This window comes from Blastococcus sp. SYSU D00820, from assembly GCF_054050695.1.
In genome coordinates, this window is sequence record NZ_JBJGZW010000001.1 from 485,286 (window position 1) to 509,915 (window position 24,630).

Genomic DNA, 24,630 nt, shown 5'->3' on the forward strand with positions numbered 1-24,630 from the left:
CCGCAGCCGCCGGGACGCCGGGTCCGGGCGGGATCAGCGGATGGCGGTGATCTCCGAGGTGCTGGTCGACGGCTCCGACCACGCGTCGGGGTGCGGGCGCCCGGTCTGGGCCACCCACCCCGGGGCGCGGCCCTGCTTGACGGCCGGGCGGGCGCTCAGGCTGACGATGACGGCGAGCAGCACGAGCAGCCCGACGAGAACCCCGCCGATGACCAGGAGCGTCGACAACATGTACTGAACGTAAGTGGCGGACCGCTCCGTGTCACCCGATCGCGATGGGCAGATCCGTACGGACATCGGCCGCGGATTGCGCAGGTGGTGCCAGTTGACGGGGTTGCCGAGCCGCCCAGCGCGGGCAACGGGGTGGCTCCGGAAACACGGTAGGTCCCGGCCCGTGCGGTGGGTAGGGGAGGCGGGTGAGTCACCTCCCCCGCGCGGCCGGCCGCGCCGTCGCCGTCCCCCTCGGAGCGCTCGCCCGCCGGCGCCGGGGCAAGCCCATGCACCCGCGCGGGGTCGTGCTGGACGGCGTCCTCGCGCGCACCGGGGGGTCGTGGGGGGTGCCGTGGCTCGACGAGCCCGCGCGGGAGGCGGTCACCGTGCGGTTCAGCCGCGGCGTCGGCCTCCCCGAACCGTGGCCGGACCTGCTCGGCCTCGCCGTCCGGATCCCGACCGGCGGCAGCCCCGTGGACCTGCTGCTGTCCAGCACCGGCCGGGGCCGGCTGACCCGGCTGGTGCCGGCGTTCCGGCGGGACGCCGGCGGGCCGTACTGCTCGATCATGGGCTACCGGACGGCGGCCGGGACGGTGCGGCTGGGCGCCCGGATCGAGGGCGGCCCGCTGGCGCCGTCGGATCCGGAGCCGCTGGCGCGCACGGCACCGGGCCGGGTGTTCGAGCTCTCCGCCGCGGTGGGCGCCGGCGGCTGGCGGGCGTTCGGCCGGCTGGAGGTCGGGGACCCCGTCGGGGAACTGGACCCGGACCTGCACTTCGACGCCGTCCGGCATCCGCCGCCGGGCCTGGTGCCCGACGGGCCGATGGCCCGGTTCCGCGCGCCGGCGTACGCGACCGCCCAGCAGGAGCGGCAGCGCTGACCCCCTTCGGGTGACTCGAAGATCACACCCCGTCCACCAGGCGTTACTCCGGGAGACGCTTGGGGTAGCGGCTCCCAGTCGCCAGATCGCCATCGAGGAGCACCGCCCCTGCTGTCGCAGTGCTCGGCCGCAGGAGGAGTACCCCCGCGTGGAGTCCGCACGACCGTCCTGGGCACCGGAGCCCCGGATCCGCGTGGCGACGGTGCCGCACAGTGACCCCTACGTCGACGCCGTCCTGCCGCCCGACGTCGTCCGGGTCGGTCCGGCCTCGGGGCAGAGCCCCTGGCTGGACCCGGCCTACCTGACCGCGCACGCCGCCGAGGTGGACGTCGTCCACCTCCACGCCGGGTACGGCCACCTGCCCGAGGACGAGATCGTCTGCTTCACCGAGGCGATCCGCCGGACCGGCGTGCCGCTGGTGACGACCGTGCACCAGCTGCGCGACCCCGAGCAGGTCTCCCGCGGGCGGCACGACGCGCACCTGGCGGCCCTGCTGGCCACCGCCGAGGTGGTGTTCACGCTGACCGACGGCGCGGCCGACGAGATCGCCGAGCGCTTCGGGCGGACGGCGATCGTGGTGGCCCACCCGTCGATCGCGGCGCCGGTGCCCGACGTGGGCGGGGAGCGGGGGCTGGTTGGGCTGGCGCTGACGGACGGACCCGCGCTGCCCGACCCGGCGGGGATGGTGCGTGCCGCCCTGCACGGCGCGGTCAACGGCGGCGGCCGGCTGCGGGTGTTCGTGGAGCCGGGCGCGAGCCTGCCCGACCTCGCCGGGCTGCCCGGCAGGAATGCGCTGGAGATCGTCGTCCGGGACGAGGAGAACTGGGTCGCCCAGCTCCAGGAGCTGCACGTCGCGGTGCTGCCGGAGCGGTGCGGGACGCACTCGCGGACGCTAGAGGTGTGTCGGGACGTCGGCACCCGCGTGGTGGCGCCCAGCTGCGGCTGGTTCGCCGACCAGTGGTCCGACGTCGTCACGTACGGCAACGACGAGGAGCGGGGCTTCGACCCGGTGTCGCTCAACGGTGCGGTCGCGGCCGCGCTGACCCGGCCGGCGCCGCGGCCGGCCGACCGTGCGTGGCGGGAGGAGCAGCGGCGGGCGGTGCAGGAGGTGCACGCGCAGGTGTACGCCTCGGTCGTGGCCGACCGGGGGTGAGCTGCCCGTCCGGCGGCGCGGAGCGCTGCGGAGGACGGTGCGGAAGAGTGTGGGCAGGGGCGGGGTCGAACCGCCGACCTCTCGCTTTTCAGGCGAGCGCTCGTACCGACTGAGCTACCTGCCCCGACCGGTGTCTCCACCGGAGAGCGACCCTGACGGGACTCGAACCCGCGACCTCCGCCGTGACAGGGCGGCGCGCTAACCAACTGCGCTACAGGGCCTTGCTGTGTGGTGCTGGTACTGCGTGCCCCCAACGGGGTTCGAACCCGTGCTACCGCCTTGAAAGGGCGGCGTCCTGGACCGCTAGACGATGGGGGCTCGGTGTTCGCCGGAGGCAGGGAGAACTGTACATGGCCGCCCGAGGGGGTTTGACGGGGGCTCCCCCTGTGGGGTCGGTGGTGCCCGTCCTCCACAGGTCGATCAGGTGTCCACAGCCCGCTGAGCTGGGCGTTCCTGTCGTACCCGTCGGGCATCATCGATCACGTGTTCGAGGGGTTCGGGGTCGGGTTGACCGTGGCGCGGGTGCTGCCTGCCGCCGCTGCTGGCCGGGCAGCGTCCGGCGCGGTTGTCCGACGTGTTGCCGCCGGAGACGCGCACCGATGCCGAGCTGGCTGTCGAGCTGGAGCGGGTGCAGCAGTTGCGGTCGCGGTTGGCCGGCTACGAGGTGGGGCTGGTGGCTGAGCTGGCTGCGCGGCGGCCCGTCACCGACGACCCGGCACCGAACACCCTCGGGGCTGCCTCACCGACGTGGGCCGGTCATCGGACGCCGGGTGCGGTGAGCGAGTTCTTCCCCGACGAACTCGCCCTGATCGTGAACGTGTCGCGGACCGAGGCCAGCAAGCTGCTGGCGGTCGTCCTCGACCTGCGCCACCGGCTGACCGCCACCTGGGCGGCGCTGGCCGACGGGGAGCTGGACTGGCCCCGCGCCCGGGTCATCGCCCAGGAACTCGGGGTCGAGAAGGCCGGCCAGACCGCGCCGGACGTCGTGCGGGCGGTGGAGGCGCTGGTGCTGCCGACGGCGATGGAGCTGTCGGTCAGCGGGGTGCGGGCGGCGGTCCAGCGCGAGCTGCAGCGGCTGGACCAGCAGGCCGCCGACCGGCGCCGTGAACAGGCGAAGCGAGCAGCGAACGCCGTCCAGCGTCCGCTGCCCGATGGCATGGCGCGCTACGAGATCACCGGCACCGCCGAGCAGATCGCCGCCATGCGGGCGACGGTCGACCAGCTGGCCCGCGCCGCGAAAGCCGACGGGGACGACCGACCCATCGGGGTGCTGCGGGTGGCGGCGCTGCACGCCCTGATCACCCGGCCCTGGGACGACACCCGACCGCCGGTCACCGCGCACATCACCGTGCTCGCACCCCTGCCGGCACTCCAAGCCTCGGCCGAGGCCTGCTCGGTCGGTGCGGTCGACGGCCAGCCCGTCACCGCCGCCCACCTGCGCCAGGTGCTCGAGCAGCTCGACGCCCTGTGCCCCGGCGGCCTGCAGGCGCCCGAGGGCGGCAGCCTGGACATCGGCCTGGTCGACCCCGGCACCGGCGAACTGCGCGCCACCCTGACCCGCGCCACGTTGGAGCGGCTGGCCCGCCGCGGCTGCGCTCAGCATCCCGACGGTCCCTGCGGCTGCCCGGTCCTGGACAGACCCGAGCCGGTCGACGCCTACCGGCCACCGATCCCCACCGACCGGTTCGTGCGTACCCGCGACCAGCACTGCCGCATGCCCGGCTGCCACCACCGAGCCGGCTGGGCCGACCTCGACCACGTCATCCCGCACGCCTCCGGCGGCCAGACCAGCTGCGACAACCTGTGCTGCCTGTGCCGACGGCATCACCGGCTCAAGACCCACGCCCGAGGCTGGCGCTTCACCATGACCCCCGACGGCGCACTCACCGTCACCACACCCAGCGGCACCACCCGCGCCACCCGGCCACCCGGCCCCGACTGGTACCCCGGCCCCGCACCACCCGGCCTCCCCGGCCAGCAGCGCGACGCGGTGCCGGTCCCCGACCTGCCGCCGTTCTGACCGCCGCGGCGACACGGTCCCGTCTGCCGCGGTAGCGGGGGCTCCGGGTGCCAAGCTCGCGGGGTGAGCCGTACCCGTCGCTCTGCCGCCGCCCTTCCGGCCCTGCTCGCCGCCGCCACGCTGCTGGCCGGGTGCGGGAGCGACGACAGCGACCCGGCGGCCGCCACGGGGTCGGCGTCCTCCTCCTCGGCGTCCGCGTCGGGCGGGCAGAGCAGCGGGGGCGGTGACGCCGGCGGCGACACGGGTGGCGACACCGGCGGGGACGGCAGCAGCGACGCGCCGCCGTTCCCCGCGGACACCGCGGCCGACGAGCAGGCGGCCTCCGACGGGGCCCGCGTCACGGTCACCGACATCCGCACCGGCCGGCACGAGGGCTTCGACCGGGTCGTGTTCGAGGTCGACGGCGAGGGCACGCCCGGCTGGGACGTCCGGTACGTGGACGAGGCCCTCTCCCAGGGCAGCGGCGAGCCAGTCGCGGTGGAGGGCGACGCGGTCCTGCAGGTGACCCTGACGGGGGTCGGCTACCCGTTCGACACCGGCGTCGAGGAGTACAGCGGCCCCGACCCCCTGCCGGGGGAGGGCACCCAGGTGGTCACCGAGGTGGCGTTCGACGCGACGTTCGAGGGCACCACGGTCGCGTTCATCGGCACCACCGCGGAGGTGCCGTTCCGGGTCTACCTGCTGGAGGGGCCGGCGCGCGTCGTCGTCGAGGTCGCCGACCCCAGCTGAGGCCGGCTCAGTTCAGCGAGGCGCGCAGCTCCACGGAGTCATCGGTCACCGACGTGCACTCCAGGGACAGCGGGCCTGCGGCGACGCTCTCGCCCTGCCCGCAGGAGACGGTGGCGCTCCCCACGCGCAGCGTGGCGCGGCCGTTCTCGATGCCGCCGAGCGACAGCGTCTGGCCGAGGATCTCCACCTCGGAGCCCTCGCCGCTCAGCGTCACCGAGCACGAGCTGGTGTTGCAGTTGAACGAGTTCGAGGTGATCGAGCAGGCGCTCAGCGGCACCAGCGTCAGGCCTCCGGCGAGCAGCGCGGCGGCCAGGCGGGCGGTACGCGTCGTCGTCATGCGCCGAGCCTAGGACGGCCGGGTCACCCGGTCGGGGACGCCGGCGCGGTCGGGGACGTCGGAGCACCGCCGGGAGCCTCCGAGGTGGCCGGCGCGGTCGGGTCGCCGTCGCCGCCGTCCTGCGTGCCGTTCCCGTTCCCGGTGCCGCCGTCCTCGCCGTCGGCGGGCTCCTCCGCCGGCGGCTCGACCACCGTGCGCACGATGGTCACCTCGGTCTCCCCGAGCCCGCCGAGGGTGATGTCGTCGTAGGCGGTGAGCTCCCCGGTCTCCCGGTCGAAGTAGAGGACGGTGCAGGTCAGCGGCTCGGGATAGTCGCCCTGGAGGCCGCGCAGCCCGGCGCCGCCGGTGGAGCCCTGCACCATGAGCAGCGTTCCGCCGTCGAGCTCGGAGACCTCCCGCTCGTGGGTGTGCCCGGCCAGCACCAGCGGCACCTCGCCGTCCAGCGGGGTGGCCTGCTCGGGGTCGTGCACCATGGCGACGGCCGGTGGGTCCTCCAGTTCCGCGACGTACTCGGCCAGCCCCTCGCCGCTCTCCTCCAGCGAGGGCGGCTCGCCGGTGGCGTCCTGGTCGGGGGTGAAGCGCGGATCCGGGGTGCCGACGACCTCGATGCCGGCCACCGTGGTGCCCGAGTCGTCGAGCACGGTGGCGTTCGGCTGACCGGCGACCAGCGCGGCGGTGACCGCCGAGTCATGGTTGCCGCGGATGAACACGTAGGGGACGCCGAGCTGCCCCACCCGGCCGACCAGCGAGTTCTCCGGTTCGCTGCCCCAGTCGGTGATGTCCCCGGTGTCCAGCACCCCGTCGACGGCGAACTGGTCGACCACCTGCGCCATGAGGTCGAACCCGGCCGGGTTCAGGTGCAGGTCGGAGACGTGCAGCAGCGCGACGGTGTCCGACGTCCGGTCGGTGGCCGGCAGCGCAGAGAGCGCGGAGTACAGCGTGCTGACGTTGGAGACGATGTCCTCGAGCGAGGCCCGGTAGACGTCGAAGCGGGCCATGATGTCCTGCGCGCTGCCGATCAGGCTGTTGGCGTTGACCAGCAGCCCGGTGTACGTCGGCGACGACAGCGACTCCGGCCGCCAGGTCAGCCCCGCGAGGCCTCCGATCCCGGCCACCAGGACGGCGGACGTGCCGAGCGCGATGAGCGGCTCCCGCCGCCGGCGCAGCACCAGCAGGGAGGTGACCGCGGCGCCGAGCACCGCCGCCCCCGCCGTCCGCCAGGCGACGGTGACGACGGCGTCCTGGAGGTCGGCGCTGACCCGATCCACGACGCCGTCCAGCGCCGCCGGATCCGTGGCCAGGGCCTGGGCGCGCACCTCGTTGAGCCGCTTGAGCTGGATCTCGAGGTACAGCGGGCCGTCGTAGGCGTCGACGTCGAGTGCGCCCAGCGGCGGGATCTCCAGCTGGGCGCCGCCGCCGAAGGGCCGCAGCGCGACCGTCGCGTCGAACGGGCCGATCGGCGCCTCGGTGCGGCCGAGCAGCACGATGCCGACCAGCGCGCCGGCGGCCGCGACGACCACCCGGAGGGTCCAGCGGCCCAGCCCGCGGACCCGCCGGTCCTGCCGCCACGAGCGCCGTGGCGGGGTCTCGATGGGGGGCTCGGCGGTGTCCGGGGTGCCCATGCGCCGAGGTTACGGAGTCGGCGGCTCCGGAGGGGACCGAGGAAGTCAGCCGGGCTGGCCGGCGCGCGGGCGGAAGGCCCAGCGCAGCGCCAGGAAGCGCAGGCAGCCGATGGTGACGGTCACCGCGGCCACCAGTGCGAACTGGACGACCGGGTCGTCGGTGCCCGTGGTGGCGGTCAGCCAGCTCAGCGCGAGGCTGGTGGCGATCATGCCGGTGACGGCGAGCGCACCGCCCTCCCACTGGGCGGTCAGCCAGTGCACCCGGCCCTCCGCGCGGAAGGTCAGCCGGCGGTGCCACTCGTTGGCCAGTGCGGAGGTGAGCGCGGCGCCGATCAGGTTGGCCGGCACCTCGCCCAGCCCGTGGAGGGTGATGAACAGCAGTCCGTACAGGGCGCTGGTCGTGCCGCCGACCAGGACGAAGCGGGCGAACTGGCCCAGCGTGTCGTCGGCGCGCACCCGGGCCACCAGGTCACCGACGTGCTCGCCGACCGCATCGCGGCGGAGCAGCGTCGGGCAGGTCACCGGGTCCTCCTCGGGTTCATGGTCTCTTTGTCCAGCCTGCTCCTGGCAGGTTCCTGAACGCGAGCTTTATTCCCGGTGTGAGCTGCAGGTACCTGTGTGTCCGGTCACCGGGTCGACGCCCGGGCGACCGAGCGTCACCGGCGGCTTGCCCGGCGCCGCCTGCGGGTAGGGGGCGGCCATGAGCCTGATGGGTTTCCTCGACCGCATCGCGGACGTGTCGGCGATCGACAAGGTGGCCGACCCCGCCCGCAAGGCCGTGCAGGGCGCGCTCCGGCCGGGCGCGCTGAAGGACCTCCTGCACGGCACCTGGCTGGGCCATCCGCTGCACCCGGTACTGGTGCAGGTGCCGGTGGGCAGCTGGGTCTCCGCGGGGCTGCTCGACGCGATCCCGCCGATGCGGCCCGCGGCGACCGTCCTCATCGGAACCGGCGTGGCCGCAGCCCTGCCGGCGAGCCTCTCGGGGATGGCCGACTGGTCGGAGCAGGGCAGCGGCGTGCGCCGGCTGGGCGTCCTGCACGCCGCGGCCAACACCGTGGCGCTCGGTCTCTACGTCGGCTCCCTGGCCGCCCGCCGCCGCGGCCGGGGCACGCTGGGCCGGGTGCTGTCCTACGCGGGGCTGGGCATCGCCGGCGGCTCGGCGGCCATCGGCGGCCACATGTCCTACGCGCAGTCCTCCGGGGCGTCGCACGCGGCGACCGCTGCCCGCGCGCTGAGCACCGACTGGATCGACCTCGGCCCGCTGGACGACCTGCCCGAGGGGCGGCCCGCGCTGCGCACCGGGCCGGGCTCAGGCGTCGCCGTCCCGCTGGTCGCCGTCCGGCGGGGCACGCGGGTCGACGCCTTCGTCGGCGCCTGCTCGCACCTGTCCGGGCCGCTGTACGAGGGCACGGTCGAGGAGGTGCGTGGCTCGACGTGCCTGGTGTGCCCCTGGCACGACTCGGCGTTCGACCTCGACAGCGGCGAGCCGCGGCGCGGGCCGGCCGCGAACCCGCAGGAGAAGCTCGAGGTGCGCATGGAGGCCGGCCGCGTGCTCGCGCGGCTGCCCGGGCACCAGCGCTAGACCGGAGGACGAGACCGGCCCGGCCGCCCCGGGGGGAACGGGGCGGCCGGGCCGGGGCACCGGGGCGCCCGCCTCTCGGCGGGGCGCTGTCCGCGGGGAGCGGACCCCCCGGCGGAACGATGTTGACGCTACGTGACCGTCGGCGGGAGCGGCCATCCCCTGACCGGGCGACACCGGGGAGATCGACGACACAGTGTGACCGTCGGCTAGGGTGTTTCGCATGCGAAACGACGGCGAGGCCACGGGCGCGCCGCGGCTGGTGTTCGGGCTCATGGCGGCCGAGCGCTCCGTCCGCCGGTGGATCGATGCCCAGGCCGGCGGCACCGGCATCGGCGCGGCCGGCGCCGGCGTGCTGTTCCACCTCGCCGCCTCCGGTCCGGCACTCGTCGGGGAGCTCGCGGCGGCGCTGTCGGCGTCCCCGGCCGGCACCAGCGGCCTGGTCAACCGGCTGGCCGCGGCCGGCCTGGTCGAGAAGACGCCGGAGCCGCAGGACGCGCGCGCGGTACGGGTCGGGCTGACCGAGGCCGGGCGCGAGGCCGTCAGGACCGCGCGCGCCGTGCTCGACGAGCTGAACGCCCGGCTGACCGACGGTTTCACGCCCGCGGATCTCGACACCGTCGGCCGGTGGCTCGCCGCCACGATGTCCTCGCTCGCCCCGACCCCGACCCGGAGGTAGCCCAGTCATGCCGACCCTCGACCGCACGGACGACGTCTTCGTCCTCGACCTCGGCGACACCGAGAACCGCTTCTCGCCCGACTGGCTGACCGCCGTCGAGACCGCCCTCGACGAGGTCGAGCGGGCCGAGGGGCCGCGGGCGCTGGTCACCGCGGCGACCGGCAAGTTCTTCTCCAACGGCCTGGACCTGGAGTGGCTGTTCGCGCACCCCGAGGAGCACCGGGACTACGTGTTCCGGGTGCACCAGCTGCTCGCGCGGTTCCTCGCGCTGCCGGTGCCCACCGTCGCGGCGCTGCAGGGTCACACCTTCGCGGCCGGGGCGATGCTCTCCCTCGCGCACGACTTCCGCGTCATGCGCGCGGACCGGGGCTTCTGGTGCCTGCCCGAGGCCGACATCGACATCCCGTTCACGCCCGGGATGTCGGCGCTCATCCAGTCGCGACTGACTCCGCAGGTGGCGCACGAGGCGATGACCACCGCGCGCCGGTACGGCGGGGCGGACGCGCTGGCGGCCGCGATCGTCGACCGTGCGGTCGGGGAGGACGACGTCCGCACGACCGCCCTGGAGACGGCCGCCGCCCTCGCCGGCAAGGCAGGCCCGACGCTGGGCACCATCAAGGCGCGGCTGTACGCGCCGGCGCTCGACCTGCTGCGCGACCCGGCGGCTCCTCGCGGCTGAGCCGGCGCGCGGGTCGCGGCGGTAGCCTCGTCGCGGGCTGCGGGTGCCTGCGCCGCCCGGGCCTCTAGCTCAACTGGCAGAGCAGCGGACTTTTAATCCGCGGGTTGTGGGTTCGATCCCCACGGGGCCCACCCGGGATCAGCCGAGCTGCTGGGCCGACGCGACGATGATCCCGCCGGGGCCGCGGACGTAGCAGCGCCGGTGGCTGTCCCCGTACTGCACCACCTCGACGACCGGTTCCGCGCCGTGGGCGCGCAGGCCGGCGAGGGCCTCCCCGAGGTCGTCGACGACGACGCAGACGTGGTCCAGCCGCTGGACCGTCATGCCGGCTCCTCCGAGGGATCGACCACGCGGGCGATGCTCCGGGCCTGCCAGTCGTGGATGTCGGCGACCCACTCCCAGCCGGGCTCGGCCGACGGGCCGATGCGTGGGTCGTCGGGAGCGCGGCCGTCCCGCAGCGCCTCCACGTACGCCCGGTCCAGCGCGATCCGGGCGTGCACCTGTCCGGCGCCCCCGACGGATCCGTGGCCGGGGACGACGACGTCGACGTCGGCCGCCAGGTCCTCGAGCACCGCGAGTCCGGCGAGGTAGTCGGCGATCGGGTCGGCCCCACCCTCGGGGTCCGGATCGCCGAGCATCGGGATCAGGACGTCGGACAGCATGTCGCCGGCGACGAGGACCCGGCGCTCGGGGACGAGGAGCGCCGCGTGCCCCGGGGCGTGCGCCGGGTGCTCGATGATCCGCACCCGGGGGCCGCTCCACGGGATCTCCGCGGTGCCGGCGGGCAGACCGGTCACGAGGCCGAACGGGTCCAGCGGCACCTCCCCGGCGAGCTCAGGAGGCAGCGCCTCGGCGGCGCGGGCCCGCCAGTCGGCCTCCGACCGCAGGTCCCGCATGACGTCCGCGCAGCGGGCGGTGCCGTAACGGGGCACCTCGCCGAACGCGGGATGCCAGAGCACGTGGTCCCAGTCCGGATGCGTCGCGAAGCCGACCGCCACCTGCTCGCCCGCGGCGGACAGGTCGTCCGCGAGGCAGGTCATCTCGTCGTCGGTGATGCCGGGGTCGACGAGCAACACGCCCGCCCGGCCCTGCACGACGACGGCGTTGTTCCGGAGCAGCGCGCTCTGGTGGACCAGTACACCCTCAGCCACCTGCGTCAGCACGGGAACTCCCTCCGCTCGTGGTGTCCGCCGGTGCCCCGTCGTCGTACCGCCTGTACGTCGCGGCCATCGCCCCTGACGGGTCCAGTCGCGCGAGGAGAGCCTCGCCGATCTCCGCGAGCTGGTCGAGCTGCTCGTCGGTGAGCGCGTCGACGACGAGGTGCCGCACGGTCATGACGTGACCCGGAGCCGCCTCCTGCACCGTGGCCCAGCCGGCCTCGGTGAGCTGCGCGTTGGTCGCCCGCCGGTCCCCCGGGCAGGGCGAGCGCCGCACCAGCCCGCGGTCCTCCAGGCGGTGCACCACGTTCGACAGCCGCGGCAGCGTGGCGTTGGACAGCCGGGCCAGCTCGGTCATCCGCAGCGTGCGGGCGGGGGACTCCGACAGCGTGGCCAGCACCTGGTAGTCGAACTCGGTGAGCCCCGCGTCGCGCCGCAGCTGCGAGTCCAGTGCCCCGGGCAGCAGCTCCAGGACGCCGCGCAGCCGGATCCAGGCGCGCAGCTGCCGCCGGTCGAGCCAGGGTGTGTCCACCGTCACAGCGTGCTCCGGAATGGTTGTCGCTGAAACCCACTTGCCCGAGAGGATAGTTCAACCGACAACCAACGGGGAGGATCGGCATGGCCCACGTGAGCATGATCGGCGCCGGCCGCCCGTGAGCAGTCCCGTGGACCGGCGGCTGCGCCGTCCTCGACCGACCCCCGCCCGCCCCGAGGAGCTCCGATGACCACGACGACCGCCGTCGCCGACGCCCGTATCCCGGCCGCCCATCCATTCGCCGCCCACCTGCGGGAGGTCGCCGCCCGGGAGGCCGCGCAGCCGCACCGCGCCTGGACGCCGGAGGACGGCCCCCTGCCCAGCCTCTACCTCTCCCACGGCGGCGGGCCGCTGCCCTTCGGGGACCGGAGCTGGCTGGATCCGCTGCACGACTGGGCCCGCTCGCTGCCCAGGCCGCGGGCGGTCCTCGTGGTCTCGGCGCACTGGGAGTCCGCGCCGCTGTCGCTCAGCGCCGCCCGGCCCGGCGAGCTGGTCTACGACTTCGGCGGCTTCGACCCGCTCTACTACACGTTCCGGTACGACACCCCTGACGCCGGCGAGCTGGCGCGGCAGGTCACCGCCCTGCTGCCCGCCGCCGAGCGGCCGCACCAGCACGCCCGCCGCGGGCTGGACCACGGCGCCTGGGTGCCCCTGAAGATCATGTACCCGGCCGCCGACGTCCCGGTGCTGCAGCTGAGCCTGCCCACCGAGGACCCCGACCGGTTGCTCGCGCTCGGCGCGCGGCTGCGCCCGCTGCGCGAGCAGGGGGTGCTGGTCGTCGGCTCCGGGCACATGACCCACGGCCTGCCCTTCCTGACCCGCGAGATGTTCACCGAGAACCGGGTGCCCGGCTGGTCGGCCGACTTCGACGCCTGGGCCGCCGACGCCCTGGCCCGCGGCGACGTCGCCGAGCTCGCCCGCTTCCGCACCGCCGCACCGGGCATGCCCTACGCGCACCCGACCGTCGAGCACTTCACCCCGCTGTTCGTCACCCTCGGCGCGGCCACCGACCCCTCGGCGCCGGTGCGCACGACGATCGACGGCTACGGCGTCGGGCTCTCCCGGCGGTCCTTCCAGGTCGCCTGAGCCGGGTGGCGCGGATCAGGCGCCCACGTACTCCGCGAGGTGCTGCCCGGTCAGCGTCGAGCGGGCGGCGACGAGGTCGGCGGGCGGCCCCTCGAACACGATCCGGCCGCCGTCGTGGCCGGCGCCGGGGCCCAGGTCGATGATCCAGTCGGCGTGCGCCATGACCGCTTGGTGGTGCTCGATCACGATCACCGACTTGCCCGAGTCGACCAGCCGGTCGAGCAGCCCCAGCAGGTTCTCGACGTCGGCGAGGTGCAGGCCGGTGGTCGGCTCGTCGAGCACGTAGACCCCGCCCTTCTCCGCCATCTGCGTGGCCAGCTTCACCCGCTGGCGCTCGCCGCCGGACAGCGTCGTGAGCGGCTGGCCGAGGGTGAGGTAGCCGAGCCCGACGTCGGCCAGCCGGGCGAGGATCGCGTGCGCGGCCGGCGTGCGCGCCTCGCCGCTGCCGAAGAACTCCTCGGCCTCGGCCACCGACATCCCCAGCACCTCGCTGATGTCCCGGCCGCCCAGCCGGTACTCGAGCACCGAGGCCTGGAAGCGCTTGCCCTCGCACTCCTCGCAGGGCGTCTCGACCGTGGCCATGACCCCCAGGTCGGTGTAGATGACGCCCGCGCCGTTGCAGGCGGGACAGGCGCCCTCGGAGTTGGAGCTGAACAGCGCCGGCTTCACGCCGTTGGCCTTGGCGAACGCCTTGCGGATCGGCTCGAGCAGCCCGGTGTAGGTGGCCGGGTTGCTGCGCCGCGAGCCCTTGATGGCGCTCTGGTCGACCGTCACCACGCCCTCCCGGCCGGACACCGAGCCCTGGATCAGCGAGCTCTTGCCCGAGCCCGCGACGCCGGTGAGCACCACCAGCACGCCGAGGGGGATGTCGACGTCGACGTCCTGGAGGTTGTGCGCCGACGCGCCGCGCACGGCCAGCACGCCGGAGGGCGTCCGCACCGACGGCTTGAGCGCGGCCCGGTCGTCCAGGTGCCGGCCGGTGACCGTGTCGCTGGCCCGCAGGCCGTCGACGGTGCCCTGGAAGCACAGCCGGCCGCCGTTGGTGCCGGCGCCGGGACCCAGGTCGATGACGTGGTCGGCGATCGCGATCGTCTCGGGCTTGTGCTCGACCACGAGCACCGTGTTGCCCTTGTCCCGCAGCTGCAGGAGCAGGTCGTTCATCCGCTGGATGTCGTGCGGGTGCAGCCCGACGGTGGGCTCGTCGAAGACGTACGTGACGTCGGTGAGCGAGGAGCCGAGGTGCCGGATCATCTTGGTGCGCTGGGCCTCGCCGCCCGACAGCGTGCCGGCCGGGCGGTCGAGGGAGAGGTAGCCCAGCCCGATCTGGGCGAACGAGTCGAGCAGGTGCTGCAGCCCGCGCACCAGCGGCGCCACCGACGGCTCGTCGAGCTCCCGGAGCCACGCCGCGAGGTCGGTGATCTGCATGGCGCAGAGGTCGGCGATGTTCTTGCCCCGGATCTTCGAGCCCAGCGCCTCCTGGCTCAGCCGCGTGCCGCCGCAGTCGGGGCAGGTCGTGAAGGTGATCGCGCGCTCCACGAACCGGCGGACGTGCGGCTGCATCGCCTCGACGTCCTTGGCCAGCATCGACTTCTGGATCTTCGGGATCAGGCCTTCGTAGGTGAGGTTGATGCCCTCCACCTTGATCTTGGTGGGCTCGGCGTACAGGAGCTGGTGCCGCTCTTTCTCGGTGAACTCCGCGATCGGCTTGTCCATGGGCAGGCCGGCGCCGCTGAAGATCCGGCCGTACCAGCCGTCCATGCTGTAGCCGGGCACGGTGAGCGCGCCCTCGGCGAGGCTCTTGGTGTCGTCGTAGAGCGCGGTGAGGTCGAAGTCGTTGATCGACCCCATGCCCTCGCAGCGCGGGCACATGCCGCCGAGCCGGTTGAACGTGGCCTTCTCGGTCTTGGTCTTGTCGCCGCGCTCGACGGTGATGGCGCCGCTGGCCCGCACCGAGGCCAGGTTGAACGAGTAGGCGTTGGGGGAGCCGAGGTTGGGCTCGCCGAGCCGGCTGAACAGGATGCGCAGCATCGCGTTGGCGTCGGTGGCGGTGCCGACGGTCGAGCGGGGGTTGGCGCCCATCCGCTCCTGGTCGACGATGATCGCCGTCGTCAGGCCCTCGAGGACGTCGACCTCGGGCCGGGCCAGCGTCGGCATGAAGCCCTGCACGAAGGCGCTGTAGGTCTCGTTGATCAGCCGCTGCGACTCCGCGGCGATCGTGCCGAACACCAGCGAGCTCTTGCCCGAGCCGGAGACGCCGGTGAACACGGTGAGCCGGCGCTTGGGGATCTCGACGCTGAGGTCGCGGAGGTTGTTCACCCGCGCGCCCACCACCCGGATGAGGTCGTGGCTGTCGGCGCGGTGGGTCGCGGGTGCCGTGCTCATCGGGGCTCCGTTCGGTGGGCGGTTCCGGGCGCCGGACCACGCTAGGAGCGGCCCGCCGACCGGCGCTTCTCGATTCCTGACCGGTCGTCCTGACGCGCCGGATCGTGCCACGCCCCGGTGACGATCCGACACGCCGCGGCGCCGCCCGCCACGGGATGACCGCGGGCCCGGAAGGCGCTCCGCACGCTCGCGGAGCGGGGTCTTGTCGACAAGGAACCGCCTGGTGAGGGGGGTCATCGACCGGTGGACGGGGCCTGCGCAACGAATGGGTGACGGGCCGGTCCGCGGCGCGGCAAACCGTGTCGCCGCAGGGTGCCGCCGCCCTACCTTTCGTCCTGTCCGCGGCGCTTCCCCAGCCGCGGCGGTACCGCATCAGGAGAGCCCTGCGTGAACGCGCCCGCGCCCCCCGGGACAGCCGCTCGCCCCGTCCGCCACCGGCGTGGGGCGGAGGTGGCGTGATGCTCCTCTGGCCTGCCGTCGCCCTCCTGGGCTTCCTCGCCACGGCCTGTCTGGTGATCGCCCTCGGCAGGCGGTCCACCGCGCGCTACGAGTTCGAGCGCAACCGCGTGCCGGCGGCGCAGCAGCCGGCCGCGGCGGCCGTCCCCGCCGCGGCCGGTGCGGCCGCCGTGCCCTCCGGAGCGCCGCGCGCGGCGGGCGGCTCCGCCGCCCCGCAGGCCGAGCGGCGGCCGCAGGGGTCGGCCGTGGGCCTGGCCACCCACCCCGCCGGCAAGCGCTCCGGCGATCCGAGCCCGGGCGAGCACGCCTGGTGGCTGCTCGACGAGACGGCCGTGGCCATCGTCGCGGGCCCCTACGCCGACCGGGTCGAGGCCGAGTGGGCCGCGCTGGCCTCGGGCGTCGACGCGCAGCCGGTCTACGGCGTGCAGCGGGGCGACGGCACCTGGGTGCGCCGGCAGACGCCGCAGGAGCGGGCCTGGCTGTCCGCGCTCGGCGACCAGCTCGACCGGCTGGGCGAGGACTGGGACGACCTGCTCACCGACGACGACGCGCTCACCACCCTCGTGGTCGAGGTCGCGGCCGCGCTGGTCGAGGCGGGGCTCACCCTGCACGACTGCGCCGGCCGGGAGGACACCGTCGCCGGCACCGGTGGGGGCGTCTGCCTCACCCCCGACCCCCAGCTGCGCGGCGTCCTGGTCAGCTGGCAGCAGCACGACCGGATGACCCGGCAGCTGGTGCGCGGCGCCGAGGTGCACGCGGCGGTGCAGCGGTCGATGACCGGCGCGGTCGCCGGCGTGCTGGCCGACATGGGCTTCGCCGTGGAGCCGTTCGGCGCCACCGGCTGCGCGATCGTGACCGCGGCGCCGCGCTGAGGCGCACGTCACTCCACGGGAGGAACCGGCCGCAGCCGCGCTCAGGTGCCCGCGGCTGCGGCCGATCTCCGTCCCATGCACCTCTCGGCCCGGTGGTCCCGTCGCACGCCGACCCGCGGCGTCCCGCTGTCGCTCCACCTGCTCGCGCTCGTCCTCATCCCGCTGGCGGGAGTGGTGGTGCTGACCGGCGTCATCGTCCGCTCCCAGCAGGCGGAGGCCGCCAGTGCCGCGGACGCCGAGGAGGCGGTGCGGGCGATGGCGCAGCTGGACGCCGCCCGCAACGGCGTCGAGCACGAGATCGTGCCCGCGATGTGCCAGCTGCTCGTGCAGGACCCGGTGGCCGCCGCGCAGCTCGGCATCCCCCCGCTGCTGGTGGCCACCATGTACGACGAGCTGGTCGCCGCGGCGGAGGAGTCCCGCGCGGCGACCGACGCGGCGCTCGCCGCCGTGCCCGCGGGCTCGGTCGGGGCCGAGGCCGCCGAGCGCGCGACCGCCCGGCTGGCCGACCTGCGCGCCGCCGTCGACGGCGGGAACGTGCCGGTCGAGGACCTCTACTTCGACTACCTCGACATCTCCAACACCCTCATGCACGCCCAGCGCCAGGCGGCCGCCGCGGCGAGCTCCCAGGAGGTGCCGGCGGCCACCCTGCGGGCCACCCGCGACGTGGAGATCGTCTCCCAGCTGTCGCAGACCGCGAGCCGGCTGTTCCCCCTGTTCCTCGCCGGGCAGCTCGACGCCGGCGAGCTCGCCGCGGGCTCGCGACTGGCCGGGGAGTCGGCCTTCCTCGCCTACCAGGACGCGCAGCGGCAGATGGCCGACCTCTCCCAGGCGGAGCTGATCGCCGCCTGGCAGGTCACCCGCACCGATCCGCTGACCGTCTCGCTGGACGCGCTCTACACCGCGCAGGCCGACGGCTCCCTGGCCCCGCTGGCGGTACCGGACCTGATCCCGCTGCTCACCCAGGCGCCGGCGCGGGACTCCCAGCTGAACGCGCTGGTCGAGCGGGCGGTCGGCAGTGCCCAGGCACTCACCTCGGCCGACCGCGCCCACGCCCAGGACGTCCTGGAGCGGATGCTCCTGACCTGCGCCGGGCTGCTGCTGGTCGCCCTCCTCGTGGCGGTCCTGCTCGGCCGCCGGGTCGCCCGCTCGCTGCGCCAGCTGGCCGACCAGGCCCGCCGGGTGAGCGAGGGGTCCCTCGTGGCCGTCGAGGTCGCCGGGCCGCGGGAGGTGCAGACGGTGTCCACCGCGCTGGAGTCGGCCGTGGCCAGCCTGCGCCGCATCCAGGACCAGGCCGCGGCCGTCGCCCGCGGCGACCTGGACGACGCGCTGCTGGACCAGCCGCTGCCCGGGCCGCTGGGCGAGGTCGTGCACGCCTCGGTGAAGCAGATCGTCACCTCGGTGCGCCAGCGCGAGGAGCTGCAGTTCGCCCTCGCCCACCAGGCCACGCACGATCCGCTCACCGAGCTGCCCAACCGCGCCCAGGCGCTCACGCTCGTCACCTCCGCACTGCACCGCGGGGCCCGCTCGGGCGAGATGACCGGCCTGCTGTTCATCGACCTCGACGGCTTCAAGGCGGTCAACGACGGGCACGGCCACGCCGCCGGCGACGAGGTGCTGCGCACCGTCGCGGCGCGCATGACCGCCTCGGTCCGGCCGGGCGACGTCGTCTGCCGGCTGGGCGGCGACGAGTTCGTCGTCCTCGTGGAGCAGGTGCAGGACGAGCACGACCTGATGGGCCTCGCCGAGCGGCTGATCACCGCGATCAGCGCTCCCGTGGCCGTCGAGGACGCCGGCGTCCGGGTGGGCGCCAGCATCGGCGTCGCCGTCTCGCGGGACGGCGGCACCGACGCCGACCTGCTCTTCGCCGAGGCCGACACCGCCGCCTACCGGGCCAAGGCCCACGGCCGCGGCCGGGCGGAGATCTTCGACGAGACCCTGCGGGCCCAGCTGGACTCCCGAGCCGAGCTGGAGGCCGCGATCGCCGCCGCCCTCACCAACGGCGAGATGCACCTGCACTACCAGCCGGTGATGGACGTCGGCACCGACCGGCTGATGGGCTACGAGGCGCTGATCCGCTGGGACCGGCCCGGGGTCGGGATGGTTCCGCCCGACCAGTTCATCCCCGTGGCCGAGGGGTCCGGGCTCATCTGCGACCTGGACCGCTGGGTGCTCGGCGAGGCCACCCGGCAGCTGGCCGAGTGGCGGGCCACCGAGCCGGCCGCCACCGACGAGCCCGAGCCGACGATGGCGGTCAACATCTCCGGCCGGCACCTCGCCGACCGCCGGGTCGTGGCCGACGTCGCCGACGCGCTGGCCGCCGCCGGCCTGCCGTCCCGGCTGCTGGTCGTGGAGGTCACCGAGACCGTTCTGGTCACCGATCCGCTGGCGATCGGGCACCTGGCCGCGCTGCGCGAGATGGGCGTCGGCATCGCGATCGACGACTTCGGCACCGGCTACACCTCGATCGGCCAGCTGCGGCACATGCCGGTCGACACGCTCAAGATCGACCGCAGCTTCGTCGCCTCCGACGATGCCGGGCACCGCGAGCTGGTCGCGCTGATGATCCGGGCGGCGCACACCTTCGGGCTGACGGTGGTCGCCGAGGGCGTGGAGGAACCCGACCAGCTGGCCCGGCTGCGCGACGACGCCTGCGACCACGCCCAGGGCTACCTGCTGCACCGGCCGCTGCCGGCCGCCGACGCCGGCGCCCTGCTGCGCGGGGCCCCGGTGCTGCCGGTCGGCTGACCCGTGCGCGACACGCGCGCGCACCCTGTTGACGCGGGCCCGCCCGGCCGGGCACCTTCTGGCCCCGAGCCGGACCGGCGGTCGCCGTCCGCCCGACCCGAGGTGGCGCCCGTGCCGTTCCGTCCCCGCACCCGTTCGACCGGGCTGGCGGCCGCCCTCGCGGCCGCCGCCGTCCTGACCGGGTGCACCGGCCAGGTCGACGGCATCGCGACCCCCGCGGGCGGGCTGCGGATGGACGCCACGGACGCCGACCTGCGGGTCGACCTCGCCGAGGAGGGCAACGAGACCGATCGGATCGCCCGCAACGCCCTCGCCGACGTCCTCGACTACTGGGTGCAGACCTACCCGGGCGTCTACGGCGAGGAGTTCGGCGAGGTCGAGGGCGGGTTCTGGTCGATCGACCCGGACGAGACCGACGAGGCCGACCTGCCCGACAGCCCCTGCTTCGACTCGCTGGAGGAGCTGGAAGGCAACGCCTTCTACTGCTACGGCGACGACCGGATCTTCTACGACCGCGCGTGGATGGAGGGGCTGGCCGCCGACTACGGGCCGTTCGTGATCGCCGAGATCATGGCGCACGAGATGGGCCACGCCGTGCAGGGCCACGCGGACCTCGACGACCCCTCGATCGTCGCCGAGACCCAGGCCGAGTGCTTCGCCGGCGCCTGGACGAAGTGGGTCGTGGACGGCAACTCCGACCACTTCACCGTGCGCGCCCCCGAGCTGGACCCCTACCTGCTCGGCTACCTCTACTTCGGCGACCCGGCCGGCAGCGACCCCGACGACCCGAGCGCGCACGGCTCGCTGTTCGACCAGCTCTCGGCCTTCCAGGAGGGCTACGCCGACGGCCCGCAGGCCTGCGCGGCCTTCGACGAGAGCCGGCTCTACACCCTGGAGCCGTTCGAGCCGCGGTCCGAGGACGAGGAGACCGGCGGCAACCTGCCCTACGACCAGACGATCGAGGACGTCGACCACGACCTCGCCGCCTTCTGGGAGCAGGCGTTCACCACCGGCTTCCCCAGCACGCCGCCGCTGTCGGGGATGCCGACCTTCCCGGACATCGAGGAGGGCGAGGGCTCGGGCTCGGTGTGCACCGGCGAGGGCGACGAGCTCGACATCGCCTACTGCCCCGACGACGGCACGGTCCGGTTCGACGGCGAGGACCTGCTGGAGCCCGCCTACGACGCGGTCGGCGACTACGCGGTCTTCGAGCTGGTGGCGGTGCCCTACGCGCTGGCGATCCGCGACCAGCTGGGGCTGTCGACCGAGGGCGCCGAGGCCTTCTCCAGTGCCATCTGCGCCAGCGGGTGGATGGCCCGCGAGCTCTACCTCGGCGAGGTCGACGCGGTCGCCGAGGCCGGCATCGAGCTCTCGCCCGGTGACGTCGACGAGGCCGCCGTCGTCCTGCTCCAGTACGCGACCGAGGACGACGTCATCGACGACTCCGCCGGGTTCAGCGGCTTCGAGCTGGTCGACGCCTTCCGGCAGGGCTTCGTCCAGGGCGGCCGCGCCTGCGGCCTGTGACGCCGGCGGTCAGTCCTCGTCGAGGAAGCGCTCGACCACCGGCGCCAGCTCGGCCGCCTCGGTCAGCAGCGCCAGGTGCCCGCCGCGGTAGACGTGCAGCCGGGCGTCGGGCAGCAGCCGGGCCATCATCCGCGCGTTGACCACCGGCACGATCGGGTCGTCGTCCCCCGCGACGATCAGCGTGGGCTGCCGGATCAGCCGCAGGAACGGCAGGCTGCTCCAGCCGGTGCCGGCGGCCAGCTGGTAGTAGTAGCCGCGCCGCGGGCCCACCCGGGCGGCGGCGTGGAGCACCCGCGCGGCCCGGTCGGGGTCGCTGCGCATCGTGCCGCCGTAGATGTCACCGGCGATCCGCCGGGCGTACTCCGGGTCGCGGTGCCGCCGGGGGGTGAGCATCCGGCCGAGCACCCGCGGGGCGGCGGGCACCATGAGGCTGCCGGTGCCGGTCGCGGCGAGCACGAGCCGCCGGCACCGCCGGCGGTGCTGGACGGCGAAGTGCTGGGCCAGCCCACCGCCCCACGACAGCCCGAGGACGTCGACCGGCCGGTCGTAGCCCAGGCGCGACAGCATCCCGGCGACCACCGGGGTGAGCGTGCCGAGCACGTAGGGGACCACGGGGCGGGGTGAGCCGCCCACGCCCGGCACGTCGAAGCGGATCACCGTGCGCCGGGGGTCCAGCGCGTCGACGAGGGGCTGCAGCACCTCGAGACTGGCCCCGATCCCGTTCATCAACAGCAGAGGCGGCACGCCGTCGTCACCGGCGCGCACCGACACCCGCAGCGACCGCCCCGCCGCGCTGACGGTGCGGACGTCCTCGCCGCTGCCGGGCCGGGTGGCGGTCACTTCTCGAACACGTAGGTGCCCGGCGCGTCGCCCAGGACGGGCAGGTCGGCCGAGCCCAGCGTCTCCGGCGCGGGCATCTCGTCCCCGCACCGCTCGCCCAGCCACGCCGTGAAGTCCGGCCACCACGAGCCCTTGACCTTCTCGGCGGAGGCCAGCCAGCGGTCGGGGTCGGCCGGGGTCTCCGGGGCGATCTGGTAGGTCGACTTCGGATTGCCCGGCGGGTTGACCAGCGAGGCGATGTGGCCGTTCGTGGAGAGCACGAACCGGCTGCGCCCGCCGAGCAGCTGGGTGGTCCGGTAGCAGGCCTGCCACGGGCACAGGTGGTCGGCGATGCCGGCGGTGACGTAGGTGTCGACGTCGACCGCCGAGAGGTCCACCGGCGTGCCGAGCATGGTCGACGCCCCCGGCCGGGTCAGCGCGTTGCGCACCGCGATGTCGATGAAGTCGCGGTGCAGCCCGGCGGTCATCCGCGTGGTGTCGGCGTTCCAGTAGAGGATGTCGAAGGCCGGCGGCGGCTTGCCCTGCAGGTAGTTGTTGACCCAGTAGTTCCACACCAGGTCGTTGGGGCGCAGCCAGGCGAAGACCTCGGCCAGCATCGCGCCGTCGAGGTAGCCCTGCTCGCGCGACTTCTCCGTCGCCTCGCGGACGGCCTCCTCGTCCATCAGCGCGCCCACCGTGCCGGCCCGCGACCAGTCCAGGACGGTGACCGCGAAGCTGGCTGCGGCGATCCGCTGCAGCCCGCCGGTGGCCGCCAGGTGGGCCAGCAGCATCGCGGTGATGATCCCGCCGGAGCAGAACGCCTGGAGCGCGGTCCGGTCGCTGCCGGTGATCCGCTCGGCGGCGTCCATCGCGTCGAGGACGGCCTGGCCGTAGGTGTCCAGCCCCCAGTCGGCGTGCTCGGCGGTCGGGTTCCGCCAGCTGATCATGAACACCTGCTGGCCGGCGGCGACGTAGTGCTCGACGATGCTGCGGCCGGGGGCGAGATCGGTGACGTAGTACTTGTTGATCGTCGGCGGCACGATCACCAGCGGCACCTGCCGCACCCGCGGCGTCGACGGCCGGTACTGGATCAGCTCGAACACCGGCGTCCGCAGCACCACCGCGCCGGGCGTGACGGCGAGGTCCTCCCCGACGGTGAAGGCGTCGGGCTCGACCATGGAGGGCACCCGCGGCGGAGAGGTGAGGTCGCCGACCAGCCGGCGCACGCCCTCCACCGCGTTGCGCCCGCCGGTGTCGATGACCGCCTTCCAGGCCAGCGGGTTCAGCGGCGGCAGGTTGCTCGGTGCCAGCGCGTCGACGAGGTTGGTCAGGGTGAACCGGACGCGCTCGTCGTCCCGCCAGTCGAGGTCGGCGTCGTCGACCAGGCCGACGGCGGCCCGCGCGGCGGCGATGTGCGCCTGCATGGCCCGGTGCAGCAGGGGGTTGCCGCGCCAGGCCGGGTCGGCGAAGCGCTTGTCCTTGGGCGAGGCCTCGATGTCCGACCGCCCCACGGTGATCCGGGCGAGGTCGCGCACCAGCGTGCCGGCCCGGCGGGCCACCGCGTCGGGGTGCCGGGCCAGCGCCGCGCCGAACCGCGCCGTCGTCCGCGCGGGGGGCACCAGGCGCCGCAGCGGTCCGCGGGCGCCGTCCACCAGCACCATGTCCAGCCCGGTGACGGCCTCGGCGGCGGCCTCCGGTGCCTCGTCCGGCCCCGTCGCGGGTGAGCGGGTGCGGTTCGCGGTGGGCGCGGTGGTGGGGCTCGACATGCCCGGCCTCCCAGCGGTACGGCGCCGTTCTGTGACCTGCCTCCTGTGACGCGGACCACTCAACCACAGGTGCCGGGGTGCCACCCGGCGGGTGCTCAGACCAGGGCGCTCTCCCCGGTCACCGCCCGGCCGACGATGAGGCTGTTGACCTCGCGGGTGCCCTCGTAGGAGTAGATGGCCTCGGCGTCGGCGACGAACCGGCCCACGTGGTTCTCCAGCAGGATGCCGTTGCCGCCCATGAGCTCGCGGGCCCAGCCGACCGTCTCGCGCATCCGCATGGTGCTGTAGGCCTTGGCCATCGAGGCGTGCTCGTCGCGCAGCATGCCGCAGTCCTGCAGCTGCGAGGCCCGCGCGCACAGCGTCGCCGAAGCGGTGATGTTGCCGAGCATGCGGAACAGCAGGTCCTGCACGAGCTGGAAGCCGGTGATGGGCTTGCCGAACTGGGTGCGCCCCTGCGCGTAGCGCAGCGCGTGCTCGTAGGCGCCGCGCGAGCAGCCCACCGCCGACCAGGCGACGCTGACCCGGGTCGCGCGCAGCACGTTCGCGGTGTCGCGGAAGCTGTTGGCCCCCTGGAGCCGGTTGGCCTCGGGCACGCGGACGCCGTCCAGCGTGATTAGGGCGTTCTGCACCGCCCGCAGGGCGATCTTGTCCTGGAGGTCGACCGCGCTGTAGCCGGGGCTGTCCTTCTCGACGACGAACCCGAGCACCCGGTCGGTCTCCTCGTCGCGGGCCCAGACGACCACCAGGTCGGCGAAGCTGCCGTTGCCGATCCACTTCTTCTGCCCGGTCAGGACCCACTCGTCGCCGTCCCGCCGGGCGGTGGTCTGCAGGCCGCGGGCGACGTCGGAGCCGTGCTCGGGCTCGGTGAGGCCGAAGGCGCCGAGCAGCTCCATGCGGGCCATCGCGGGCAGCCAGCGCTCCTTCTGCTCCTCGGAGGCGCACAGGTGCAGGGTGCCCATGGCCAGCCCGCCGTGGACGCCCATGAACGTGGCGATCGACGGGTCGCCCCGCGAGAACTCCATGGCCACCATGCCGTCGAACAGGGCCGACCGGCCCGGGGAGCCGTACCCCGAGTACTGGGCGCCCGCGACGCCGAGCTCGGCGAGGCCGGGCACCAGGTGCCGGGGGAACTCCCCCCGCGTCCAGTACTCGTTGATGACCGGCTCCACCTGCTCGTCCATGAAGGCGCGCACCCGGTGCAGGCGCTCGCGGTCCTCCTCGTCGAGGAGCGCCTCGAGCTCGTAGAAGTCGGAGGTGACGGGCGGGGCGTCCACGGGCGGCCTCCAGGCGGGTCGGGGTCCCGCTGCCCCTACCCGGGCCGCACCGGGCCAACCGGCGCCGCGCATGACCGGCCCCGCGCGCGGGCACGGGGAGGGCAGCGTCCAGCAGTGCGCGCTGCCCC

General features: G+C 74.6%; 22 protein-coding genes and 4 tRNA genes. 12 read left to right on the forward strand and 14 right to left on the reverse strand.

Annotated features, from left to right (window positions below; all coding sequences use genetic code 11):
- Positions 1-33 precede the first annotated feature (33 nt).
- Positions 34-231, reverse strand: coding sequence for a hypothetical protein (locus ACI79R_RS02290; protein ID WP_456571958.1), 198 nt, complete (start codon positions 229-231; stop codon positions 34-36).
- Positions 232-416: 185 nt separating this feature from the next.
- On the opposite strand from ACI79R_RS02290, the gene ACI79R_RS02295 reads away from it, so the two are divergent.
- On the forward strand, positions 417-1,088 hold the full coding sequence (locus ACI79R_RS02295) for a phosphodiesterase (RefSeq protein ID WP_456571959.1): 672 nt from the start codon (positions 417-419) through the stop codon (positions 1,086-1,088).
- A gap of 148 nt (positions 1,089-1,236) precedes the next feature.
- Positions 1,237-2,241 carry a hypothetical protein gene (locus tag ACI79R_RS02300; RefSeq protein WP_456571960.1) on the forward strand — a complete coding sequence of 335 codons (1,005 nt, stop codon included), beginning with the start codon at positions 1,237-1,239 and terminating at the stop codon, positions 2,239-2,241.
- 50 nt (positions 2,242-2,291) lie between these two features.
- Here ACI79R_RS02300 and ACI79R_RS02305 read toward each other — a convergent pair.
- The 3 genes from ACI79R_RS02305 to ACI79R_RS02315 all read right to left on the reverse strand — a co-directional run bounded on the left by ACI79R_RS02305 (position 2,292) and on the right by ACI79R_RS02315 (position 2,559).
- Positions 2,292-2,365: transfer RNA gene (locus ACI79R_RS02305), tRNA-Phe, on the reverse strand.
- Between the two features lie 23 nt (positions 2,366-2,388).
- Positions 2,389-2,462 (reverse strand) — tRNA-Asp (locus ACI79R_RS02310).
- A gap of 24 nt (positions 2,463-2,486) precedes the next feature.
- Positions 2,487-2,559, reverse strand: a tRNA-Glu gene (locus ACI79R_RS02315).
- 256 nt (positions 2,560-2,815) lie between these two features.
- On the opposite strand from ACI79R_RS02315, the gene ACI79R_RS02320 reads away from it, so the two are divergent.
- Positions 2,816-4,261, forward strand: coding sequence for a DUF222 domain-containing protein (locus ACI79R_RS02320; protein ID WP_456571961.1), 1,446 nt, complete (start codon positions 2,816-2,818; stop codon positions 4,259-4,261).
- Between the two features lie 63 nt (positions 4,262-4,324).
- The gene (locus ACI79R_RS02325; RefSeq protein WP_456571962.1) at positions 4,325-4,990 is read left to right on the forward strand and encodes an AMIN-like domain-containing (lipo)protein; all 666 of its coding nucleotides are present in this window, start codon (positions 4,325-4,327) and stop codon (positions 4,988-4,990) included.
- Positions 4,991-4,997: 7 nt separating this feature from the next.
- Here the strand turns inward: ACI79R_RS02325 and ACI79R_RS02330 are convergent, their stop codons facing one another.
- The 3 genes from ACI79R_RS02330 to ACI79R_RS02340 are packed head-to-tail and all read right to left on the reverse strand — an operon-like array spanning position 4,998 to position 7,471.
- Positions 4,998-5,327 carry a hypothetical protein gene (locus tag ACI79R_RS02330; protein WP_456571963.1) on the reverse strand — a complete coding sequence of 110 codons (330 nt, stop codon included), beginning with the start codon at positions 5,325-5,327 and terminating at the stop codon, positions 4,998-5,000.
- 23 nt (positions 5,328-5,350) lie between these two features.
- Entirely contained in the window at positions 5,351-6,949 is a 1,599-nt protein-coding gene (locus tag ACI79R_RS02335; protein ID WP_456571964.1) for a metallophosphoesterase family protein, read from the reverse strand.
- A 45-nt stretch (positions 6,950-6,994) separates the two neighbouring features.
- Entirely contained in the window at positions 6,995-7,471 is a 477-nt protein-coding gene (locus ACI79R_RS02340) for a GtrA family protein (protein ID WP_456571965.1), read from the reverse strand.
- A 178-nt stretch (positions 7,472-7,649) separates the two neighbouring features.
- Here ACI79R_RS02340 and ACI79R_RS02345 point away from each other — a divergent pair, with 178 nt between their 5' ends.
- The 4 genes from ACI79R_RS02345 to ACI79R_RS02360 all read left to right on the forward strand — a co-directional run bounded on the left by ACI79R_RS02345 (position 7,650) and on the right by ACI79R_RS02360 (position 10,017).
- A complete protein-coding gene (locus tag ACI79R_RS02345; protein ID WP_456571966.1) occupies positions 7,650-8,531 on the forward strand; it encodes a Rieske 2Fe-2S domain-containing protein in 882 nt (293 codons plus the stop codon).
- 220 nt (positions 8,532-8,751) lie between these two features.
- Positions 8,752-9,207, forward strand: a complete 456-nt coding sequence (locus ACI79R_RS02350; protein ID WP_456571967.1) for a MarR family winged helix-turn-helix transcriptional regulator — start codon at positions 8,752-8,754, stop codon at positions 9,205-9,207.
- Between the two features lie 7 nt (positions 9,208-9,214).
- Entirely contained in the window at positions 9,215-9,886 is a 672-nt protein-coding gene (locus tag ACI79R_RS02355) for an enoyl-CoA hydratase-related protein (RefSeq protein WP_456571968.1), read from the forward strand.
- Between the two features lie 58 nt (positions 9,887-9,944).
- Positions 9,945-10,017: transfer RNA gene (locus ACI79R_RS02360), tRNA-Lys, on the forward strand.
- Between the two features lie 7 nt (positions 10,018-10,024).
- On the opposite strand, the gene ACI79R_RS02365 is transcribed toward ACI79R_RS02360, so the two are convergent.
- Genes ACI79R_RS02365 through ACI79R_RS02375 form a run of 3 tightly spaced genes read right to left on the reverse strand, consistent with a single transcriptional unit; the run spans position 10,025 to position 11,575 of the window.
- Positions 10,025-10,210, reverse strand: a complete 186-nt coding sequence (locus tag ACI79R_RS02365; RefSeq protein WP_456571969.1) for a VOC family protein — start codon at positions 10,208-10,210, stop codon at positions 10,025-10,027.
- On the reverse strand, positions 10,207-11,049 hold the full coding sequence (locus tag ACI79R_RS02370; protein ID WP_456571970.1) for an MBL fold metallo-hydrolase: 843 nt from the start codon (positions 11,047-11,049) through the stop codon (positions 10,207-10,209). Before ACI79R_RS02370 ends, ACI79R_RS02365 begins: the two co-directional genes overlap by 4 nt.
- A complete protein-coding gene (locus ACI79R_RS02375; protein WP_456571971.1) occupies positions 11,030-11,575 on the reverse strand; it encodes a MarR family winged helix-turn-helix transcriptional regulator in 546 nt (181 codons plus the stop codon). The genes ACI79R_RS02370 and ACI79R_RS02375 overlap by 20 nt, the downstream gene beginning before the upstream one ends.
- 189 nt (positions 11,576-11,764) lie before the next feature.
- Between ACI79R_RS02375 and ACI79R_RS02380 the strand changes: the two genes are divergently transcribed.
- Positions 11,765-12,664, forward strand: coding sequence for a dioxygenase family protein (locus ACI79R_RS02380; protein ID WP_456571972.1), 900 nt, complete (start codon positions 11,765-11,767; stop codon positions 12,662-12,664).
- A 15-nt stretch (positions 12,665-12,679) separates the two neighbouring features.
- Here ACI79R_RS02380 and ACI79R_RS02385 read toward each other — a convergent pair whose 3' ends face one another.
- Positions 12,680-15,046 carry an ATP-binding cassette domain-containing protein gene (locus ACI79R_RS02385; protein ID WP_456571973.1) on the reverse strand — a complete coding sequence of 789 codons (2,367 nt, stop codon included), beginning with the start codon at positions 15,044-15,046 and terminating at the stop codon, positions 12,680-12,682.
- 458 nt (positions 15,047-15,504) lie between these two features.
- Between ACI79R_RS02385 and ACI79R_RS02390 the strand changes: the two genes are divergently transcribed.
- The 3 genes from ACI79R_RS02390 (at position 15,505) to ACI79R_RS02400 (ending at position 20,643) form a co-directional block, all read left to right on the forward strand.
- Positions 15,505-16,374 carry a hypothetical protein gene (locus ACI79R_RS02390; protein WP_456571974.1) on the forward strand — a complete coding sequence of 290 codons (870 nt, stop codon included), beginning with the start codon at positions 15,505-15,507 and terminating at the stop codon, positions 16,372-16,374.
- Positions 16,375-16,449: 75 nt separating this feature from the next.
- Entirely contained in the window at positions 16,450-19,119 is a 2,670-nt protein-coding gene (locus ACI79R_RS02395; RefSeq protein WP_456571975.1) for a putative bifunctional diguanylate cyclase/phosphodiesterase, read from the forward strand.
- Positions 19,120-19,230: 111 nt separating this feature from the next.
- Positions 19,231-20,643, forward strand: coding sequence for a neutral zinc metallopeptidase (locus ACI79R_RS02400; RefSeq protein WP_456571976.1), 1,413 nt, complete (start codon positions 19,231-19,233; stop codon positions 20,641-20,643).
- 9 nt (positions 20,644-20,652) lie between these two features.
- On the opposite strand, the gene phaZ is transcribed toward ACI79R_RS02400, so the two are convergent.
- From phaZ to ACI79R_RS02415, 3 genes are all read right to left on the reverse strand, one after another.
- Positions 20,653-21,483, reverse strand: coding sequence for a poly(3-hydroxyalkanoate) depolymerase (gene phaZ, locus ACI79R_RS02405; protein WP_456571977.1), 831 nt, complete (start codon positions 21,481-21,483; stop codon positions 20,653-20,655).
- Positions 21,480-23,228, reverse strand: a complete 1,749-nt coding sequence (locus ACI79R_RS02410; RefSeq protein WP_456571978.1) for a PHA/PHB synthase family protein — start codon at positions 23,226-23,228, stop codon at positions 21,480-21,482. The genes phaZ and ACI79R_RS02410 overlap by 4 nt, the downstream gene beginning before the upstream one ends.
- 95 nt (positions 23,229-23,323) lie before the next feature.
- Complete coding sequence (locus ACI79R_RS02415) at positions 23,324-24,502, reverse strand: acyl-CoA dehydrogenase family protein (RefSeq protein WP_456571979.1); 1,179 nt, start codon at positions 24,500-24,502, stop codon at positions 23,324-23,326.
- Positions 24,503-24,630 lie beyond the last annotated feature (128 nt).